16 protein-coding genes are annotated in these 17823 nt (G+C 41.3%); 13 read left to right on the top strand and 3 right to left on the bottom strand.

The genetic code is table 11. The annotated features are described in order from the left end of the window. The first annotated feature begins 71 nt into the window (after window positions 1–71). Window positions 72–1163 carry an S-layer homology domain-containing protein gene (locus tag SporoP8_RS05235; protein WP_157111226.1) on the top strand — a complete coding sequence of 364 codons (1092 nt, stop codon included), beginning with the start codon at window positions 72–74 and terminating at the stop codon, window positions 1161–1163. Here SporoP8_RS05235 and SporoP8_RS16965 read toward each other — a convergent pair. Continuing rightward, the gene (locus SporoP8_RS16965; protein ID WP_198166076.1) at window positions 1125–1259 is read right to left on the bottom strand and encodes an LAGLIDADG family homing endonuclease; all 135 of its coding nucleotides are present in this window, start codon (window positions 1257–1259) and stop codon (window positions 1125–1127) included. The genes SporoP8_RS05235 and SporoP8_RS16965 overlap by 39 nt on opposite strands. Window positions 1260–1329: 70 nt before the next feature. Between SporoP8_RS16965 and SporoP8_RS16485 the strand changes: the two genes are divergently transcribed. The 8 genes from SporoP8_RS16485 (at window position 1330) to SporoP8_RS05205 (ending at window position 10368) form a co-directional block, all read left to right on the top strand. Then, window positions 1330–1473 carry an arginase family protein gene (locus SporoP8_RS16485; RefSeq protein ID WP_232319247.1) on the top strand — a complete coding sequence of 48 codons (144 nt, stop codon included), beginning with the start codon at window positions 1330–1332 and terminating at the stop codon, window positions 1471–1473. Between the two features lie 250 nt (window positions 1474–1723). Beyond that, a complete protein-coding gene (locus SporoP8_RS05230) occupies window positions 1724–2983 on the top strand; it encodes a cytochrome P450 (RefSeq protein WP_085131545.1) in 1260 nt (419 codons plus the stop codon). Window positions 2984–3074: 91 nt separating this feature from the next. Further along, window positions 3075–3617, top strand: a complete 543-nt coding sequence (locus SporoP8_RS05225) for an AIM24 family protein (protein ID WP_232319214.1) — start codon at window positions 3075–3077, stop codon at window positions 3615–3617. A gap of 146 nt (window positions 3618–3763) precedes the next feature. Then, window positions 3764–4282 (top strand): hypothetical protein, encoded by a 519-nt coding sequence (locus SporoP8_RS05220; protein ID WP_157111225.1) that lies wholly within the window; start codon window positions 3764–3766, stop codon window positions 4280–4282. Between the two features lie 226 nt (window positions 4283–4508). Beyond that, window positions 4509–6011: an S-layer homology domain-containing protein gene (locus SporoP8_RS05215; protein WP_198166075.1), complete on the top strand. Its 1503-nt coding sequence runs from the start codon at window positions 4509–4511 to the stop codon at window positions 6009–6011. 238 nt (window positions 6012–6249) lie between these two features. After that, window positions 6250–8289: a transglycosylase domain-containing protein gene (locus SporoP8_RS05210; protein WP_085131541.1), complete on the top strand. Its 2040-nt coding sequence runs from the start codon at window positions 6250–6252 to the stop codon at window positions 8287–8289. A 24-nt stretch (window positions 8290–8313) separates the two neighbouring features. Then, window positions 8314–8556: a hypothetical protein gene (locus SporoP8_RS16480; RefSeq protein WP_157111224.1), complete on the top strand. Its 243-nt coding sequence runs from the start codon at window positions 8314–8316 to the stop codon at window positions 8554–8556. Between the two features lie 27 nt (window positions 8557–8583). After that, on the top strand, window positions 8584–10368 hold the full coding sequence (locus SporoP8_RS05205) for a choline/carnitine O-acyltransferase (protein ID WP_085131540.1): 1785 nt from the start codon (window positions 8584–8586) through the stop codon (window positions 10366–10368). Between the two features lie 130 nt (window positions 10369–10498). Here SporoP8_RS05205 and SporoP8_RS05200 read toward each other — a convergent pair whose 3' ends face one another. Next, entirely contained in the window at window positions 10499–11419 is a 921-nt protein-coding gene (locus tag SporoP8_RS05200) for a polysaccharide deacetylase family protein (protein WP_232319213.1), read from the bottom strand. A gap of 331 nt (window positions 11420–11750) precedes the next feature. Between SporoP8_RS05200 and SporoP8_RS05195 the strand changes: the two genes are divergently transcribed. From SporoP8_RS05195 to SporoP8_RS05180, 4 genes are all read left to right on the top strand, one after another. Continuing rightward, window positions 11751–13160 carry a YfcC family protein gene (locus tag SporoP8_RS05195; protein WP_232319212.1) on the top strand — a complete coding sequence of 470 codons (1410 nt, stop codon included), beginning with the start codon at window positions 11751–11753 and terminating at the stop codon, window positions 13158–13160. Window positions 13161–13421: 261 nt separating this feature from the next. Continuing rightward, complete coding sequence (locus SporoP8_RS05190; protein WP_198166074.1) at window positions 13422–14438, top strand: DUF1835 domain-containing protein; 1017 nt, start codon at window positions 13422–13424, stop codon at window positions 14436–14438. A gap of 167 nt (window positions 14439–14605) precedes the next feature. Continuing rightward, entirely contained in the window at window positions 14606–15757 is a 1152-nt protein-coding gene (locus SporoP8_RS05185) for an S-layer homology domain-containing protein (RefSeq protein WP_198166073.1), read from the top strand. Between the two features lie 489 nt (window positions 15758–16246). Next, on the top strand, window positions 16247–16924 hold the full coding sequence (locus SporoP8_RS05180; protein WP_232319211.1) for an FG-GAP repeat domain-containing protein: 678 nt from the start codon (window positions 16247–16249) through the stop codon (window positions 16922–16924). Window positions 16925–16999: 75 nt separating this feature from the next. Here SporoP8_RS05180 and SporoP8_RS05175 read toward each other — a convergent pair whose 3' ends face one another. Continuing rightward, on the bottom strand, window positions 17000–17758 hold the full coding sequence (locus SporoP8_RS05175; RefSeq protein ID WP_085131534.1) for a hypothetical protein: 759 nt from the start codon (window positions 17756–17758) through the stop codon (window positions 17000–17002). Window positions 17759–17823: the final 65 nt, after the last annotated feature.

Raw genomic sequence — 17823 nt, 5'->3', positions numbered from 1 at the left:
GCATATGTACCTTGCGCCAATCATACATATATAGGGTGTGCAAAAAATGAATTTATGGGGGGCATCTATTGTTGAAAAAGTGGATTGTGGTGTGTGTGATGTTTCTAATGGCTGTAACAGGAACGATGCAGAATGTACAAGCTGCAAGTTTTAAAGACATGAATAAGAATACGTCGTCGCTGTACGTGGAAGTCAATTACTTGGCAGACCGCGGAATTATAAGCGGGTATCCGGACGGGAAATTTAAGCCGAATGAGCCAATAGCAAAGAAGCATATTGCTGCAATGCTTGTTCAGGCATTGGATCTTCCAATGACGAATTTGCGGGATCCTAACTATAAGGACGTACCCAAATCCCATCCCTATTACAATGAAATAGCGGCTGCGTATAATGCGGGACTGTTTTCAAATGCGGTGAACTTCAAACCCGAATCCAGTATTTCTCGCGCATTTATGGCAAGGTTGATGAGTAAAGCATTTAATTTGAAGGTGCATAAAAAGGGAGCAGAAAGTCCGCGGTACAGTGACGTCCCTCCTCATTCTGAGTTTCACACAGATATTTTGAGAGTGTCGTCCAACAATATCGCCACTGGATATCCAGACGGTACATTCAAACCGAAACAGCTCATTACACGTTCGCATTTCTCGGCATTTCTAGCCCGCGCACTTACAACGAGAGCGATGAATATTATGCCCGATCCGAATTATACGTATTACTACACAGACGGCTCTAGTAATTATCGCTATGAATATGATAGAAAAGAAGAAAATGGCTTGGCTTATTGGCGTATACACAATGAAACGAAACATGAATCAATTCCTCGTCTAGGCTATATGCAAAACTCCTGGTCTTACGCAGAAGCTTACGATGATTGGTTCCACTATGATCAATACATTCCGTCTCCTTTTGTTGTTACTCAGATCCACAGTGCAAACGATATCGGGCCGGTTAGCTACGGGAATATTTGGATTACAGACACGAGTGCTGTGAAGACTGTTCGTAAAATAGAGTACCGTGACGTGCTAGTAATTGAGAATTATATGCCATGGGATAATAAAACAGTATTCGAATACTACGCGAAAGATATTGGACTGATTCAACGAGTGGATAGTTCGGGGAAAGAGCTATATGGATTGGTGAAACGTGTGAAAAAAAATAAGTGAATATACGAGGTCCCGGAACAATTCTTGATTGTTTCGGGACTTGTTGATTTTTAAAATGGTAGCTACCAGGCCGAACCGCAATAATAGTTGGCGCATTTCCAATAATCCATCACTTACGAACAAGAATCTCTTTAGAAAATTGAAGAGTGATTCAATAAAGTCTTGAATAGGGGGAGATGCCGTTTGTTTCGACCTAGTTGAAGTTGCTCCTCAATATGATCCTACTGGCGCCACGACTCGGGTGGCCGCTATGACGATGTTGAACTTTATGGGTCATATTCTTAAAAACAAAGAAAAGCATACGAACTAATAGAAACTACTATAGCCATGCAGCGAATATATTTTATTCGTTGCATGGCTTTTTGTGTGGGTACCAGGTCCTGATACAAATTAGAAACAATTCTGAATTGAACTAGAGTTGTGCGTGGACCTGGTACCTTTTGTTCCTGTGCATACATAATATATTCCTATAATGTTTATTAGAGTACATATGAGGTAATAGAACAGTAACGCATGAATGTACTGCATGATATATGAAAATATAACAGGAGTGAGAATGAATGAAACAAGTACCCGAAACAAAAGTTAAATTAACCGATGTGAAGGAACTGATGAATTCAGGATATCATCTTTTAGGTGAGCTGCGCGAAGACGTTGGGGCACCCGTTGTAAAAGCTAATTTTTTAACGAAGGACATAACGGTCATTTACGGGGAAGAAGCTGCTCGTACATTTTATAATCCGAAGTATTTTAAACGAACTGGAGCTATGCCTAAACCGGTGTTGAAAACTTTGTTTGGTGAAGACGGTGTCCAGACGTTAGATGGAGAAGAGCATCATCACCGCAAGAACTATTTCATGGATTTGATGACGCCCGATAGAATGGAAGCGTACCATGAGTTGTTAGCGGAAAATGTGTCAAAGGAGTTAGATAAACAGCACGGTGAATTTGAGTTGTTTGACCTCGCGAATAGAGTGTTGTTTACTACCATCTCGGAATGGGCTGGTATTAACTTGGAAAAGTTTGATGCAAAACTGGTAGAAAAACTTGCACGAAACCAAATTTCCATGATTAGTGGCGCGGTTACTTCGCCTGTTGATCACGTAAAAGGAATAGCGGATCGTAAGGAGTCCGAAAAATGGGCTCAGGATCTCATAGAAGAAGCAAGAAAGCACCCCGTTCCAGGAAAAGAACATTTGGCTTTATATGCTTTTGCCAATGCGACCCAACTTGACGGAGAGTTGTTACCGGTGGAGGTAGCAGCAGTTGAGTTGTTAAATATCATCCGCCCAACTGTAGCATTAACCGTCTGGGTGGCATTGATGGGGCACGCACTTTTCGCTAAGAAAGATGTTTTTGAAGAGTTAAAAGCTGATTTTGACAACTTACAAGATTCTTTCATTCAAGAAATGCGTCGTTACTATCCATTTTTCCCTATGCTACCTGCGATTACTGTGAAGGATGTAGAAGTGGATGGGTACTTGATTCCGAAAGATAGCTGGGTAGTGCTAGATCTTTACGGAAGTAACCATGATGAGCGAACTATCGCTTCTCCAGAACAGTTTGACAGTAGGCGATATGTAGGGAAAGCGAAAGATATTTCTTATAAAGAGCAATATGAAATGATTGCACAAGGTGGCGGGAAGTTCAGAGAAATGCACCGTTGTGCGGGCGAATGGATTACTCTTCACAGCATGCGCGTCTTTTCTGACCAGTTAGTGAATAAATACGAATTTACTGTACCGGAGCAAGATTGGACGATTCCGATGAATCAGTTCCCAACTTATCCGACTAGTAAAGCATTGTTGTTCAAAGAGTAAACCGTTTATCTGTTTATTACGTAAAGTAGGTATTAGTTGAATCAAGTAAATAGAGGAGCTTTCTGATCGAATTGGATCAGGAAGCTCTTTTTTGATTGGAAGAAAGCGAGTGCCAGGTCCTCACACAACTCTGGTTGAATTCAGAATAGTTTCCAAATTGTGTGGGGACCTGGTACCGTTTGTTAAACCTGAATACACGGGAACCGGTACACTTGTTTTAGAACCCACGTTCAAGCATATTTTGCTACTGGATGTTGACGAGTGGGATCAGTCACTCGTCATTGAAGACGGACTCTTTTTAGCTTGTGATTCAGGATTAAAACATAAGGCCGTAATGCGCTCAAATCTTTCATCTGCTGCACTCGGTGGGGAAGGTCTTTTCAATCTTGGACTTACAGGACAAGGAACGATTGCACTGGAATCTTCCGTATCGAGAGAGGAACTTATAGAAATCGAGTTAGAAAATGATGAGTTGAAAATCGATGGAAATATGGCGATTGCTTGGTCAGGCGGTTTAGAATTTACTGTCGAGCGCTCTGGAAAAACACTTATGGGTTCGGCGGCTTCAGGCGAAGGATTGGTAAATGTCTACCGCGGAACAGGGAAAGTATTAATGGCACCGTTCCTTCAATAAATTCGGAATACAGGATTCTATTAAAATAAGGTACTTGTGTGAGAAACAAACGTGAATGTTTAACCATTCATGAAAGTTTCATGCGCAGGTATTTTAAATTTCAAGCAATATGTTAGGATAAAGTAAAAATGGAAGGGGAGTTTGAATTGAAAAAGATGAATAGTGCATTGGTATCGTTTGTTATCCTTGGGCTATTGTTAGCGAGTTGCGGAACGGATGACGAAAAAACGAAGCAAGTCGATTCACCAGTGCAAAAAGTCGAGCCGGCACAAGACAATGAGTCAAAAGTCGAAGTAATGGAACGTCCACCAATGGTCAACGAATTCAATGAAGAAACCGACGACTTGGAAGAAGCATTTTTCTCTGAATTTTCAAGCGTGAAAAGTTTCGTTGAAAGCTCTATAAATGACATGAAAGAAGGATCTGACTATCGCGAGAAATTTGCACATGCTGAACAATTTCTTGCTGAATCGACAATTACGTATATCGGATATTTCCACGAAGAAATTGAAGAACTCGGCATGACTGAAGATTTCGAAGAACTAAAGACGGCCGCAGCAGAATTAGTTGAGAAATTAGGGACAAGCGGCGAACATCTTGACGAGTATGAAACGAAGTATATCGAATTCGAAAATAAAATGAAGGACATCTATTCAAAAATGTAAATAGACGTTCTGTTTAAAATAAGGTACCTGTGCAAGAAACAAATATGAATTTTTAACCATTCATAAAAGTTTCACGCGCAGGTACCTTTTACTAATGCATAGGTAAACAAAACCCCAATGATAAGTTTTTTAAAAAGAAATCTCCAAAAAGATTGAAACTTTTTCCAGACATCTCCGTCTGTACGATGAATCGACAAACAGATCCATGATGGGGAGGTTAACAAATGTGAAGAAGAAAATTATAACGATGTTTGGCGCATTGGTGCTGGCGTGCAGTTCTCCATTTGCTGGCTATGCCGCTGGAGAACAAATATTTTCTGATGTGCCGGCGAGCAAGCATTTTACGCAGGCGGTGAATGAACTGGCGGAACGGCATGTCATTGGTGGCTATCCAGATGGAACATTTAAGCCCGGCAATCCAGTGACACGCGGACAGGCTGCTGCAATTATTGTGAAACTGACAGGCATAGACACTTCAAACGTGAAAGATCCGCATTTCAAGGATGTGGCAAAAACAAACGGTTCTTATCAGTCAATTGCCGCACTGGCGCAGGCAAATGTTATGGGCGGTTATGAAGATGGCCGGTTTGGTCCGAATGATCCAGTGAAACGGGGACAGCTCGCTTCTATTCTTGTAAAAGCTTTCGATTTGCCGCGTTATGATTTCTACGGAATGAAAAATCCGTTTAAAGACGTGGCGGGCAACCAGTCTCACAGTGCCAGCATTTTGATACTTCACCAGTTTGGAATTGTGGGCGGCATTGCGCCCGACCGTTTTGGTGTGAATCAGCCGGTGACGAGAGGGCAAGCAGCCAAAATGATGAAAGCAACAGAAGATGAAAAACCTGCGATGGTTTCATTAAAACCGGAAGAGCTTGGGATGGACGGAATATATTCAGTGATTTGGAAAGAGGATCAGGACGTGTACGAGTCGATTGTCGCTCGCGACACAGCGTATGGACCGGGTAGACTGCAACTTATAGCACTGAAAGAAGGAACTGCGACACTGAATGTCAGCGGATATAACGGGGACTCGCCGATGAATGAAGATGAGGAGATCTACCGGAAATATTATGTACATGTAAAAAAAACAGCGGACGGACTGAAACTATCGATTGAGCAAACAGATGATTACTTGCCGACAGAGGCACCGCTGGAATTGTCTAAAGCTGAGAAAATCAAGAAAGTCAGACTGTATTCAGTAACTGGTGATTTGCTAGAGGACGACGCAGCTCTCCATATGTGCAAAGAAGATCAAAAGACTTGTATAACGATTCGCCAGCCGGGCAACTATTATGCCGTTGCTCAATTGGGGAGCGGTGAAGAAATCCGCTATGCGATTCATGTGAAAGAGCCGGAGCATGCTTATTTTCATTACGACATGGATGTGCTGAGAGAGCGGCCGTCTTATACATTCAACGTGGAAGAGCTGTTTGAAAAGAATGGATATTATGATAAGGTAGCGGCACGAAATATCGGGAAGCACACTGTTGTCACGAATAATGCGGAACATATTGCAAAAATTACAAGAGATCCCGGAACGAATGTATTTCATGTTACAGCAAAGAAAGTCGGCACAGTTGAAGTGAAGTTTGAAAATCCCGTTTATTTTACGGGTGAAGTGGGGGACGGGGTATCAGGTATGATCACTGGCATGGAAATAAAAGTCCGTGATTTGAATGGTCTGATTCAGGTTTCTGCTTCACAAATTTATGAACTTAATTATTAAATAAGGTACCTGTGCGCGAAACAAACGTGAATGTGTAAACCATCATGAAAGTTTCGTGCACAGGTATTTTTATTAAGATATTATCAAAAAGACCAACTTCTGAGTACTATCTTTTTTACATACACTCGTGCCAAAATCCCCCAAAAGACAAAATCCGCAACTTTCAAACACCTCCATCGTCTATACTATGTTGTATACTACCAATAAAAATCCGCAGCATAAAGCAGGTGAAACCTATATGAAAAGATCCGAATATAAAGAACAACAGCGTAAAAAAACGCCAATAAAGAAAATGAGTCTGAAGAAAAAGATCATCCGTTTCGTATCCATCAGTGTACTGCTTGCCGTTCTTTGCACACTACTCGTACTGAATGTCTTCATAACGTTCAGCGATGTAAGTAAACTTGAAGGGCCCGCACCTAGATCGACGGTTATTTACGATCCGAACGGAGAAATCATCAGTAAGGTTTCGAACTCGAATATTGAAGGTGTATCGATCGACCAGATTCCGAAGCCGTTGATCGAAGCCGTCGTCTCCGTGGAAGATCAACGATTCTACAAACATCACGGTATTAATTATTTGAGGATGGGACGCGCCTTACTCGAGAACGCGTTCAAAGGCAAAATCGTGGCAGGGGGCAGTACGATTACGCAGCAACTTGCGAAAAATGCATTTTTGACGCAGGAGCGTACGTACTCGCGTAAATTTAAAGAACTGATCCTCGCAAAGAAGATTGAACGGGTGTATTCGAAAGATGAGATCATGGAACGTTACCTCAACCAAATCTATTTCGGCGACGGGGCGTGGGGCGTTCAACGTGCGGCGCAGACCTATTTCGGTAAAGATGTCAGTGATTTGACGTTAAGCGAATCTGCGACAATAGCAGGCATCATTAAAGCACCTTCGTATTTATCGCCTACGAAAAATATGGAAAAGTCGATAAAACGGCGCAATCTGGTGTTGTCGTTGATGCTGCGTGAACAATATAGTAGTCAGGAAGAATACGATGAAGCGATAGGACAGAAAGTAGAACTGGCTGATTCGACAGTGCCAGATTATAAAGGGAAATATCCGTATTATATCGACCGTGTAGTGGACGAGGCGGTCAATACGTACCATTTGACGAGAAATGAAGTGCTGTCGGGCGGTTTGCATATTACGACAGAAATCAATCCGGTAGTCCAGAATGCGCTGGAAGAAGTGTATGCGGATGATAGATTTTTTCCGAAGAGTACCCCAGATCAACTTTTGCAGAGCGCCTCTGTTTTCCTTAACCCTAAAACAGGCGGGATCCTAGCGTTAGTCGGTGGGAGAGGAGAGTATACGCAAGAACGCTTCAATAATGCGACTGACCTCATACGGCAGCCTGGATCTGCGTTAAAGCCGCTTGCCGTCTATACTCCGGCACTTGAGAAAGGGTACCATATGTCGGATTTGCTTGTGGATGAACCTATCGATATGAATGGCTACTCTCCGAAAAACTTTGATCAGAAATATAGGGGGCACGTGACTATGTACGATGCACTCGCACAATCGTATAATATCCCTCCCGTTTGGCTATTGGATCAGATCGGCATCAAAAATGGAATCCGTGCTGTTGAACGGTTTGGCATTCCATTAGAAAAAAATGATCGTACACTTGGATTAGCCTTGGGAGGAATGGCCAAAGGCACTTCTCCTTTGCGGCTGGCTCAAGCGTTTTCTGCGTTTGCGAATGATGGAGTGATGGAGGAAGCGCATGCGATCACAGAAATTAAAGATTCAGAAGGAAAAGTGCTCGGGAAGTGGCGGGGTGAGTCTGTACAGGTGACAGATCCGGAAGTTGCCCAGCAAATGACCTATATGCTGCAAGGGGCTGTAGAGCAAGGGACTGCCAAAAGAGCACAAATTTCTGGTGTGGACGTGGCGGGGAAGACCGGCACCACACAGCTCCCGTTTGAAGGAGTGGACGGTTCAAAGGATCATTGGTTCGTTGGCTATACACCGGATATTGCCGGTGCGGTCTGGCTCGGATATGATCAAACAGATGCCGACCATTATTTAACCTCCACCAGTAGCGTTACCGCACCGCCCATTTTTGCGCAAGTTGTTTCAAAATCATCCAGCGAATTGACTGCGAAGAAATTTGATTTGTCGTTAATTGATAAAGAAATAAAAGAGCTGAAGAAGCAGAAGAAAAAGACAAAAGAAGAAAGAGAAAAGAAAGAGAAGAAAAAAGAGTTTTGGGAAGAAATTGAAAAGTGGGGACGGAACTGGTTTACAGGTAAAGAGGACTAAAAGCAACGGAAATAAGGTGCTTGTGTGAGAAACAAACATGGTCATTTAAACCATCATGAAAGTTTCATGCACAGGTACCTTTATTGTTATCATGAACGTAAAAATGTTATAATGTTTGATTTTGTTAAACCAACTGTTTACAATTATTATCAGTACATATCGCGATTGAAATTCGATTTCGGTCAAACGATTTTATTGAATGCCAAAACAACAACAAATAAATTGCTCGAAAAGAAGATTGGAAATCCGATCTTCTTTTTAGCGTGAAAAATGATAATCGCTTAGAAATGAATCATGAAGGGACTAATTATTATAAAAAAGACATTTGCTTACGAAAATGAATTACCATCTTTGCCAATACCGCCGTTAACGAGTACAAAGGAGAAACTGCTTGAATGGGTTGAACCTCTTTTAAACGATGAACAACTTAAAGAAACTACGAAGGCTGTTAATCATTTCTTCAAAGCGGGTGGAGACGCAGAAAAACTTCAAAAGAAATTGTGCGAATGGGATGTCAAAATAGAAGGTAGTTGGCTCAAGCCTTTATGGGATGATATGTATTTAAATTTCCGCGACCCTTTGCCTACGGGGATGCATTTCAATATTTTATTAGATAATAAAAAGCATGAAAATCGATATACGCGTGCCGAACTTGCCGGAAGGGTAAGCCGTTTAGTCACGGAATTATATCATTTAATAATTGATGGCGAAGTAGCGCCAGTCATACAAAATGGCGTGCCCCAGGATATGAGTCAATATAAGAAGTTTTTTAAGTCCATTCGCATTCCACGAGTCGAAAGAGATGAATTTAGGCTAGCGGCATTCGAGAAAAGAAATAACCATGTCATTATTTTATATAAAAGAAATGTTTATAAAGTGAACGTAACCAATAGTAAAGGAGAAATGTATCAAAGCAGTGAAATCGCAAATGCTATTGAAAGATCCTTTCAAGAAGAGCAAAGTGAAGGCAACAACGTAGGAATTTTTACAACTGCCAAAAGAGACGAAGCTGCGAAGATATATGATCAACTCACCGTATCTAAAGTGAATGCGGATATTCTACAAACGATAGCGGATTCGCTAATTGTCTTGTCTATGGATGAGGAAAGTAGTAATTCGGAAGAAGCGATTGAGAACTTAATGTTAAATGGAACGAACAAATACTTTGATAAAACCATCCAAGTAATCCTCACTAAAAAAGGTGAGTTGGGTTATAGCATCGAGCATTCTTCGGTTGATGGTACGACGATATTTGCTGTCATCAGCTATGTAAATGAAGGCCTGGAAAGTGAAGAGCCTGAAACAATATATACAACTGAACCCACTTTAATGGAAAAACAACAATGGGAATTATCTGCGGAAATTGAGAAGTCGTTAATGAAATTCGAAAAAGAAAATGCGAGAGCCAAAAAAGCGTTTTCTATTAAAACGAGAACTTTCAACAGCTTTGGTTCAGATGAAATCAAAAACATGAATATTAGTCCGGACGCTTTTTTTCATATGGCCTTACAAATTGCACAGTACAGAACGTTTGGCGTATGTAGAAGCGTTTATGAACCCGTTTCAGTCCGTGCATTTTATGAGGGAAGAACAGAATGTGCGAGAGCGACCAGTATGGAGAAGCTGAACTTGGTGAAAGCGCTAGAAAGCGGTGCAGAAAGTAATGAAGTGTTGTATGCCTTAATGCAAAAGGCGAGCGCGGCTCATACAAATCGAATCATAACGTGTCGTAAAGGATTCGGTGTTGAAAGACATATGTATGGCTTGGAGCAAATGTATAAGTTGCACGGTGGAGACATCGGTATGACGGATACTCCTGCACTTTTTACCGACGCTGGCTATTTGACAATGCGTCATGATTTTATTTCGACGAGTGGTATGGCTTATGACAATGTAAAGTATCGGATATTCGGCCCAGTCGTTGAAGGCGGTTTTGGACTCGCTTATATTTTATTGGATCAAACGATTTCTATTAATATTTCCTCCAATGCTGATGAAGCAGATCATGCGCAGAAGTTAACCAATCATTTGGTAGATGCATTTTTAGAATTAAGACAGATTGCGAAACGTATTCTTTAGGTACCAGGTCCCCACACAATTCGGAAACAATTCTGAATTGAACTAGAGTTGTGTGGGGACCTGGTACCGTTTGTAAAAAACTCTCCGAACCGGTTACGGTCAGGAGAGTTTTTTGTTTTGCATAGACACCTCATTCATCATCCCATGCTGTGCCGTTCACACGTTTTTCATTCATCAGTTCACTGACGGTCCCCAGACGAAAACCTTTCTCTGTGATTTGTGTAATCATATCTTCCATTCCTTCAGCTACAGGTTTAGTCGGGTGCATTAAAACCATCGAGCCGTTCTCCACTTGAGATACGACCCTATTGACCATTTCATTGGTCGCCGGCTTTTTCCAGTCGACTGTATCAACCGTCCATAAAACTGTATGCATTCCTAGCTGGCTTGCGGTTTCAACCGTTTGCTGATTAAAACTGCCGCTGGGCGGGCCGAACCACTTGGGCGATGTGATCCCGAGTGTTTTCATGATGACATCATTTGTTTTTTTCAGTTCTTCCATTGTTTCAGCTTCTGATTTCTGCTGTAAATCGGGATGGCTGTAAGCATGGTTCCCAATTTCATGCCCCTCATTGTGAATCATTTTAGCTAAATCGGGATTTTTACTCACCCAGCTACCGTCGAAGAAGAAGGAGGCTTGGATGTTATGCTTCTTCAGTACATCCAAAATTTCAGGAATATATTCATTACCCCAGGCAACATTAATTAAAAAAGACACCATCGGTTTATCGGGATTTCCTTTGAAAATGGGGTGTGGGCCTAGATCTTTCAAATGAATAGAGGGGGAAGTTTCTTTGTACACGATTTTTGCTTCATCCAATTTGCCAGTCGCTTTCATTTTTTTGTAACTGGCTTTCAGATCCACTTCCAGTCCATTGTAACCGGGGATGGCTTTCCAGACTCTGTCGACCTTTGCATCCACCGCGGGGATATGATGCGCCTTGCTGAATGATTCTAATTCTGTCGTCAGTCTGTCATTGTCATTTTTAGTTGCGGAGGCAGTGCTTACTCGATTCGGGTTTGTTCCAAAATGATTGGTGAAAAGAACCAAGTAAAGTATTCCTATACAAGCAATAAAAGAAATAAGCCAGAACCGTTTCAGTTTATATCACCTCTTCTCTAGTCAGTAGTGTTTCCTGTACTTGAATAAGTATGCTGACCTGGTACCTTTGGTGAAGGAGGTCTTGATTAATACGAACAAACTATATAGTATAGAACGTATTCGTTTGCCGTAATTGATGGAATCTTTTCATTCTTGAAACTCCTGTTTACTGCGAATGAATAGGAAGGAGATAGGTAACAAGAAAAATAACATCAAAGTTCTAGACTCCAAAAAACACGTGTGATGAGTCGTTTGAATGGTAAAAAGGAGATACGTTTTAGTGAAAGAAAATGAAGTGAAAAGTGAAAAGAAGAAATTCTCCATGCCCCATATTTTCGTTGTCCTATTTATGATTATTATCTTAGCTTCCCTTGCAAGTTATATCGTACCTGCGGGTGAATACGAGCGTGTGACGATGGAAGACGGTAGGGAGGTTATTAATCCCGACACTTTCGAATTGGTTGAAAGAACACCGGTTGGACTATTTGACTTTATGTTTGCCATTCCAACTGGGTTGATTGAGACAGCAGAAATTATTTTTGGAGTGTTAATGATTGGCGGTATGTTCGCAGTCATTGAACGAACTGGAATTATTAGTATCGGCGTTGGGAAATTAGCAAATATGTTTTCAACTAGAGGACTATGGGTGATTCCGATTTTGATGATCCCTTTTGCCATTATTACTACATTTACGGGTCAAGTGGAATTGTCCTTAATTTACTTGCCTGCTATTTTACCACTTATGCTTAAATTGGGTTTTGATAAGGTTACAGCAGCAGGAACAGTACTTGTAGCCACAATCTCCGGATTTACTATCGGACTTACATCTCCTCCAAACTTAGGTGTTTCCCAGACGGTTTCTCAACTGCCGTTATATTCTGGAATGGGTTATCGAGTTGTTATTCTTGCTACTATACTTTTAGTTGGTATATTATTCGTCGTTCGCTACGCTAAGAAAGTGCGAAGTAATCCCGAGTTAAGTATTACATATGATGCTTCTGATGTAACTCAGAGTGAAGCAATGCTAGTTACAGATGAGCTGAAAGCAACAACCAGGCAAAAACTTGCTTCTGTTATTGTGTTGATTGCATTTGGCGTTTTACTCTGGGGCTTGTTCGAACACGGCTGGTATTTCCGGGAACTATCTGGTTTATATATTATGACCGGGATCGTTGTGGGTCTGGTTGCAGGTCTCGGAGTATCTCAAATTTCGGAATCATTTATAGAGGGTTTTAAAAATATCCTTTTAGGAGCGTTAGTCGTTGGTGTTGCACGTGGAGTCGCAGTTGTGCTAAATGATGGAAATATTATGGATACGATCACATATGCAGCTGGGAATCTAGTAGCAGCAATGCCAAGTAGTGTTACCGCCACGATTATGTTAGTCGTCCAAGCGTTACTGAACTTCCTGATTCCATCGGGAAGTGGACAAGCGATGGTTACTATGCCCATTATGTCTGGGCTTGCAGACTTGTCAGGTGTATCTAGACAAACGGCAGTCCTTGCATTCTTATTCGGAGATGGTTTCTCCAACATCTTCTACCCGACGTCAGGATACTTTATGGCAGCTTTAGCAATTGTCGGTATCCAGTGGAGCAAATGGGTGAAATTCATTTGGCCTCTCCTTTTAATATGGTATGGGCTTGCCATTGTATTCTTATTCATTGCTCAACTGATTAATTATGCTTAAGGGATAGGCTAACTATCGCTCCTCGAACAGATCAAAAAGCAGGTACCTATGCAAGAAACACCCATGAATGTTTAAACCATCATGAGAGTTTCAAGCGTAGGTACCTGTATTCATATTCTCTTCGAATTCCACGCTTCTTATTTCAGGAAATCATCAGTTTTGAAACGAGTACCAGGTCTCGACACAATTCGGAAACTATTCTGAATTGTGTTTAAGTTGTGTGCGGACCTGGTACCTTTTATAAAAAGGAGTACAATGCAAATGAATGAAAATTACCAACCAAGAAAACCATTCACTCCGCAACAAGCAAAAACAATTGTCGAGCAGCTGTTCATTCAAGCGGAGCGATTGGACGATACGGCGCTTGGGCAAATAACAAGGTCGCTGCTCTCTGTGGATGAAATTCGCCCACAAACCGTCCACATCGTCTTTGATCGTGCGTTTGCGGGAGCTCTACGACATGCATTCCGCAAAGAGCCCTTAAAGTCAACCGAGCAAATCATATCACTACCCGACATCCTATCAATCGGTCCAGTTGAATCACTCCATACAGATGAGGGAATCAAGAATCGATTCTGTTGGCTTCAAGAACATCTTCGTGGTGACATCCAAGAACAAGAGAACGAATTCCGTTGTGCGGTACAGGATATCAAACGCATTCCTCCACACTTACCAATCATCCTCTGGGCAGGTAATAACGCAGCAGAAAAAACTGGCCTGCGATTTGCCACTTACCTCCTGAGTGGTCGGCCAAATGAAATCAGCGAACTCAACACGACCAAAGCATTCGAATCTCTGTACAGAACCACAAAGCATAGCGAAGAAATTCACATCCTACGTTCTAGTGAACTGTCGCCTGAACAGCTGCTCGAACTGTACGCGCACTACGAACCATGGAAATGGAATCCAGCCCGCCGCATAGCAATTGAACAGGAAGGCAAATCACTCATGTATGATGGGTCTTACTTACGAACTTGGCAATACGACGAACTGTGGAGCTCGGATGAAGATCGCCACGACTCGTTCATCATGGAATGTGCACGTCAGCTACAATCGGAGTATCCCGGTGAATATTACAACGTACTGCGTCTCATTGGACAAGTATATGGAGAACTAGAACAGTACACGGGTGATACGTGGATTGAATACCGTGTAAAGGAACTGATCCGGCACGGAGAGCTCGCGTCCAAAGGGGATCTTGGGGACTGGGGGAAATATGAGATACGGGTAATAGAAGATCATCATACTATTCCTAACATAGATCGTGATGGACTTTGAAATAATCCTAATCTGATACTTACAAACCAAACGATAGAAAAACTGTGAAAAACAGTTGCTCTATCGTTTTTTTATTTCTCGAAAATAAAATGAAACTATATACACTAATCTACGTCTATACCGCGAACAAATACATAAAAACATTAAAAGACAGGGGAGATCAGACGATGAAAAAGAAATTATTAGGCGGGTTGTGTGCGCTACTACTGGCGTGCAGCCTACCATTATCCGCAGCACACGCAGAAAGTAGCCAGCCGTTCAAGGATGTGCCGCCGTCAAAGCATTTTGCGGATGCAGTGAATGAGTTGGCTGAGCGTAACATCATAGGTGGCTATCCAGACGGCACGTTCAAGCCGGGGAATTCGATTACGCGAGGACAAGCAGCGGCGATTATTGCCAAGATGAGAGGTCTGGATACATCGGATGTAAAAGGACAGAAATTCAAAGATGTACCCGCGTCTCATGGTTTTTATAAAGCGATTGTGAAAATGGCGGAAGAAGGATTGATCGGTGGTTATCCGGACGGCAGTTTCAAACCGAATGAGCCGATTAAGCGTAAAAATATGGCTGCGATTCTTGTGAAAGCATTTGATTTACCACGTAGTGTGGATGTAAAAAACCCGTTCAAAGGGGAAGTCGGCATTACAAATGACGTACTTGTGATTTACCAGCTCGGCATTACTTCGGGTACATCTCCAACAACTTTCAGCCCGAACGCATCGATTACAAGAGGGCAAGCCGCGAAAATGCTTGCGGCGACAGAGCAAGTAATGATGAAGAATGCCGTGACAGTGGAAGTGGGCGATTTAGGATGGGATACCATCGAATCGATTCTCTCTGAAGAAGTCAATCCGGGCGTATTCCGAGCAGTGAAAGGGAAGAAAGATGGCATGCAAGATCAAGTTCAACTAATTCCGATCAAGGAAGGAAAAGGTGGATTTGTCATTGCGGGAAGAGCGGGAAATGAATGGAAGTATCAGAAGTATTATGTTCATGTGAAAAAAGAGGGCAGCGATCTACGTTTGACGTTAGAAAAGACGGATGATTCACTGCCAACAGAGGTAGCGCTCAATACGAAATATAAAACGGTGGAAAATATAGCTCTCGCCAAAGTAGATGGCGAGAAAATCTCTGACAACGTAAAAATTGAAAGAAATGAATACAATTTTACGTATATTATGCTTGAAAAGCCAGGCGACTATATCGCGACAATCCGCTTTGCGAATGGAGAAGAAGTTCGATACAGTGTGACAGCTTTAGAAGTTAGGGACAGCTTTTTCTATGGTGCATATGCCATGGAAATAGGGCCGGCTGATTGAAGCGGGTATCAGGTCCTGACACAGTTTGGAAACTATTCAGAATTGTGTCGGAATTGTGCGTGTACCTGGTACCTTTTGTAAAACAGTATTCGAATACTACGCGAAAGATATTGGACTGATTCAACGAGTGGACGGTTCGGGGAAAGAGCTATATGGATTGGTGAAACGTGTGAAAAAAACTAAGTGAGTATACGAGGTCCCGAAACAATTTCTGATTGTTTCGGGACCTGTTTAATTTAAAGTAAGTACCAAGTCCCCACACAACTATGTAAGTGGAAATATTATTTTTGAAAATGCCTATTCGGAATAGTGGAAATTCTCTTTTGGTTTTCTTAACATTGGAATATTTTTTCTGTGTTATGGAATTGGTTACTTATTCATTAGAAGGAAATCAACTAGACTGTATCGGCATATTATACAATGAACAACGATTACATTTGAATAGGAGAGATTGAAGTTAACGGCAAACGTACATTGTTGGATATGAAAATGGGAGATGTCAACGGGGATGGTATTTTGGACACCGTTTATTTGTATGGTCAGTTCGATGGGCCACCAGGTATTTATGCTGATAACATTACGATTGTGATTCATGATGGACGGTCAACTAAAAGTACAACCGTCCATCTGAAAAATAATGCGGGCTATAATGCGCGCTTGTTTCTTGGGGATTTTAACAAAGATGGTGTCCTTGACATTATGGTAAGTATGGACATGGGCGGCAGTGGGGGATATCGTATGTTTTATATCTATTCCTTTAGAAATGACAGGTTACAGGAATTGTTCAACAGTGATCATTACGATGAAAAGTATGAATTCGAAGCACATTATGAGGATTTTTATAAAGTGCGTGTGGAAAGTTCACAGCTTAACGTTTTATTCATCATAGACATAGGCAACAGGGGCATTGAGTATTTATCCCAGTTTTATAATGGTAATGGGATATTAAAAAATCCAGTTCAAGGCGGAGTTCTTGGGATAGGAGCCTTATTTCCAATTAATACAACAAACACTAATAATTATTTTGATTTATTAGCCATGCAACGTATTATTGGGCCAACTAATTCAGATACATTAGGATATGTTGAAAATCTATTGACGTGGCAAGACGTCGAATTTATTTCAAATCGACTGACTGTGTCTGTATTTGGTGTGAATCTTAACTGAGGTGCTAGGTCCAACGCAAACCGGAAACAATTCTGAATTGATCTGGATTTGTGTGCGGACCTGGTACCTTTAAAACTAATACTCCTCAGTATACTTTTTCTTAGCTTCATCGAAAATTTTAATTTGAGCAGAAAATGTTAGTGCATAGATCGTGATGACTATTGATAATAAGCTGACTCCATTAAATAAGGTGATGGAATCCTGGTTTTCTAGCCAAGCAAATAAACTTTTTAATGCCTGAGATTCTTCAAATTCTACTTTGGACTTCCACTTCTTCATACCAAATAAAGTGAAATATGCTATGAGTATGACAGATAATAAACTGTTCACAATGGTGATATTCAAATACTGCTTTTGTCTATCCAAGTCCATAGTTTTTGAGATTTCTTTCAAGCTCAATTCCTCTACTTCATCCTCATTGTTTTCCTTTTCTGAAGGAAACACTCGCTTAAGTACAAGGAAGTAAATGAAGTTAAATAAATAAATCAGTAAAATATATACCGCTGCCAGATAAGCAAAGAAGCCTATCACGTAGCCATATCCTGCTGCGTTTAAATTCGGAGTAAGTAAAGAATAAAAAGCGGCAATGGAGACTGTTAGAAAGAACGAGAGTGAAATTCCGTAATATTTTGGATAAGTTCTTTCCTTTTTATGTTTGCGATACCATATGGCTAAAAATAAGACGATCGCGAATACCATATAGAAAATAAATAAAATCGGTAATTTGCTATGAAAGGTCAAGCTTATTGGGACGGCAAAAAACATCAAGATATATAGTGGAATCTCCATACCACTCAATTTTCTAAAGTCTGCTAACTTCCAAGCTTTTCTCACTATCATCCCTCACTTGTACTAATAGGTAGTATATTCTTAACAATCGTTACCTTTAGTATATCAGT

Source organism: Sporosarcina ureae (assembly GCF_002101375.1).
In the GTDB taxonomy this organism is placed as follows: Bacteria; Bacillota; Bacilli; order Bacillales_A; family Planococcaceae; genus Sporosarcina; species Sporosarcina ureae_B.
Note: the sequence above shows the minus strand (reverse complement) of the source record. Positions and strands in the feature narration are given on the sequence as shown.

Bases quoted from the DNA above. Each gene is read 5' to 3' on its own strand.
- SporoP8_RS05205 (WP_085131540.1), top strand. From the start codon at position 8,584: ATGAAGGGACTAATTATTATAAAAAAGACATTTGCTTACGAAAATGAA.
- SporoP8_RS05210 (WP_085131541.1), top strand. From the start codon at position 6,250: ATGAAAAGATCCGAATATAAAGAACAACAGCGTAAAAAAACGCCAATA.
- SporoP8_RS05185 (WP_198166073.1), top strand. From the start codon at position 14,606: ATGAAAAAGAAATTATTAGGCGGGTTGTGTGCGCTACTACTGGCGTGC.
- SporoP8_RS16965 (WP_198166076.1), bottom strand. From the start codon at position 1,259: ATGCGCCAACTATTATTGCGGTTCGGCCTGGTAGCTACCATTTTAAAA.
- SporoP8_RS05230 (WP_085131545.1), top strand. From the start codon at position 1,724: ATGAAACAAGTACCCGAAACAAAAGTTAAATTAACCGATGTGAAGGAA.
- SporoP8_RS05190 (WP_198166074.1), top strand. From the start codon at position 13,422: ATGAATGAAAATTACCAACCAAGAAAACCATTCACTCCGCAACAAGCA.
- SporoP8_RS05180 (WP_232319211.1), top strand. From the start codon at position 16,247: ATGGGAGATGTCAACGGGGATGGTATTTTGGACACCGTTTATTTGTAT.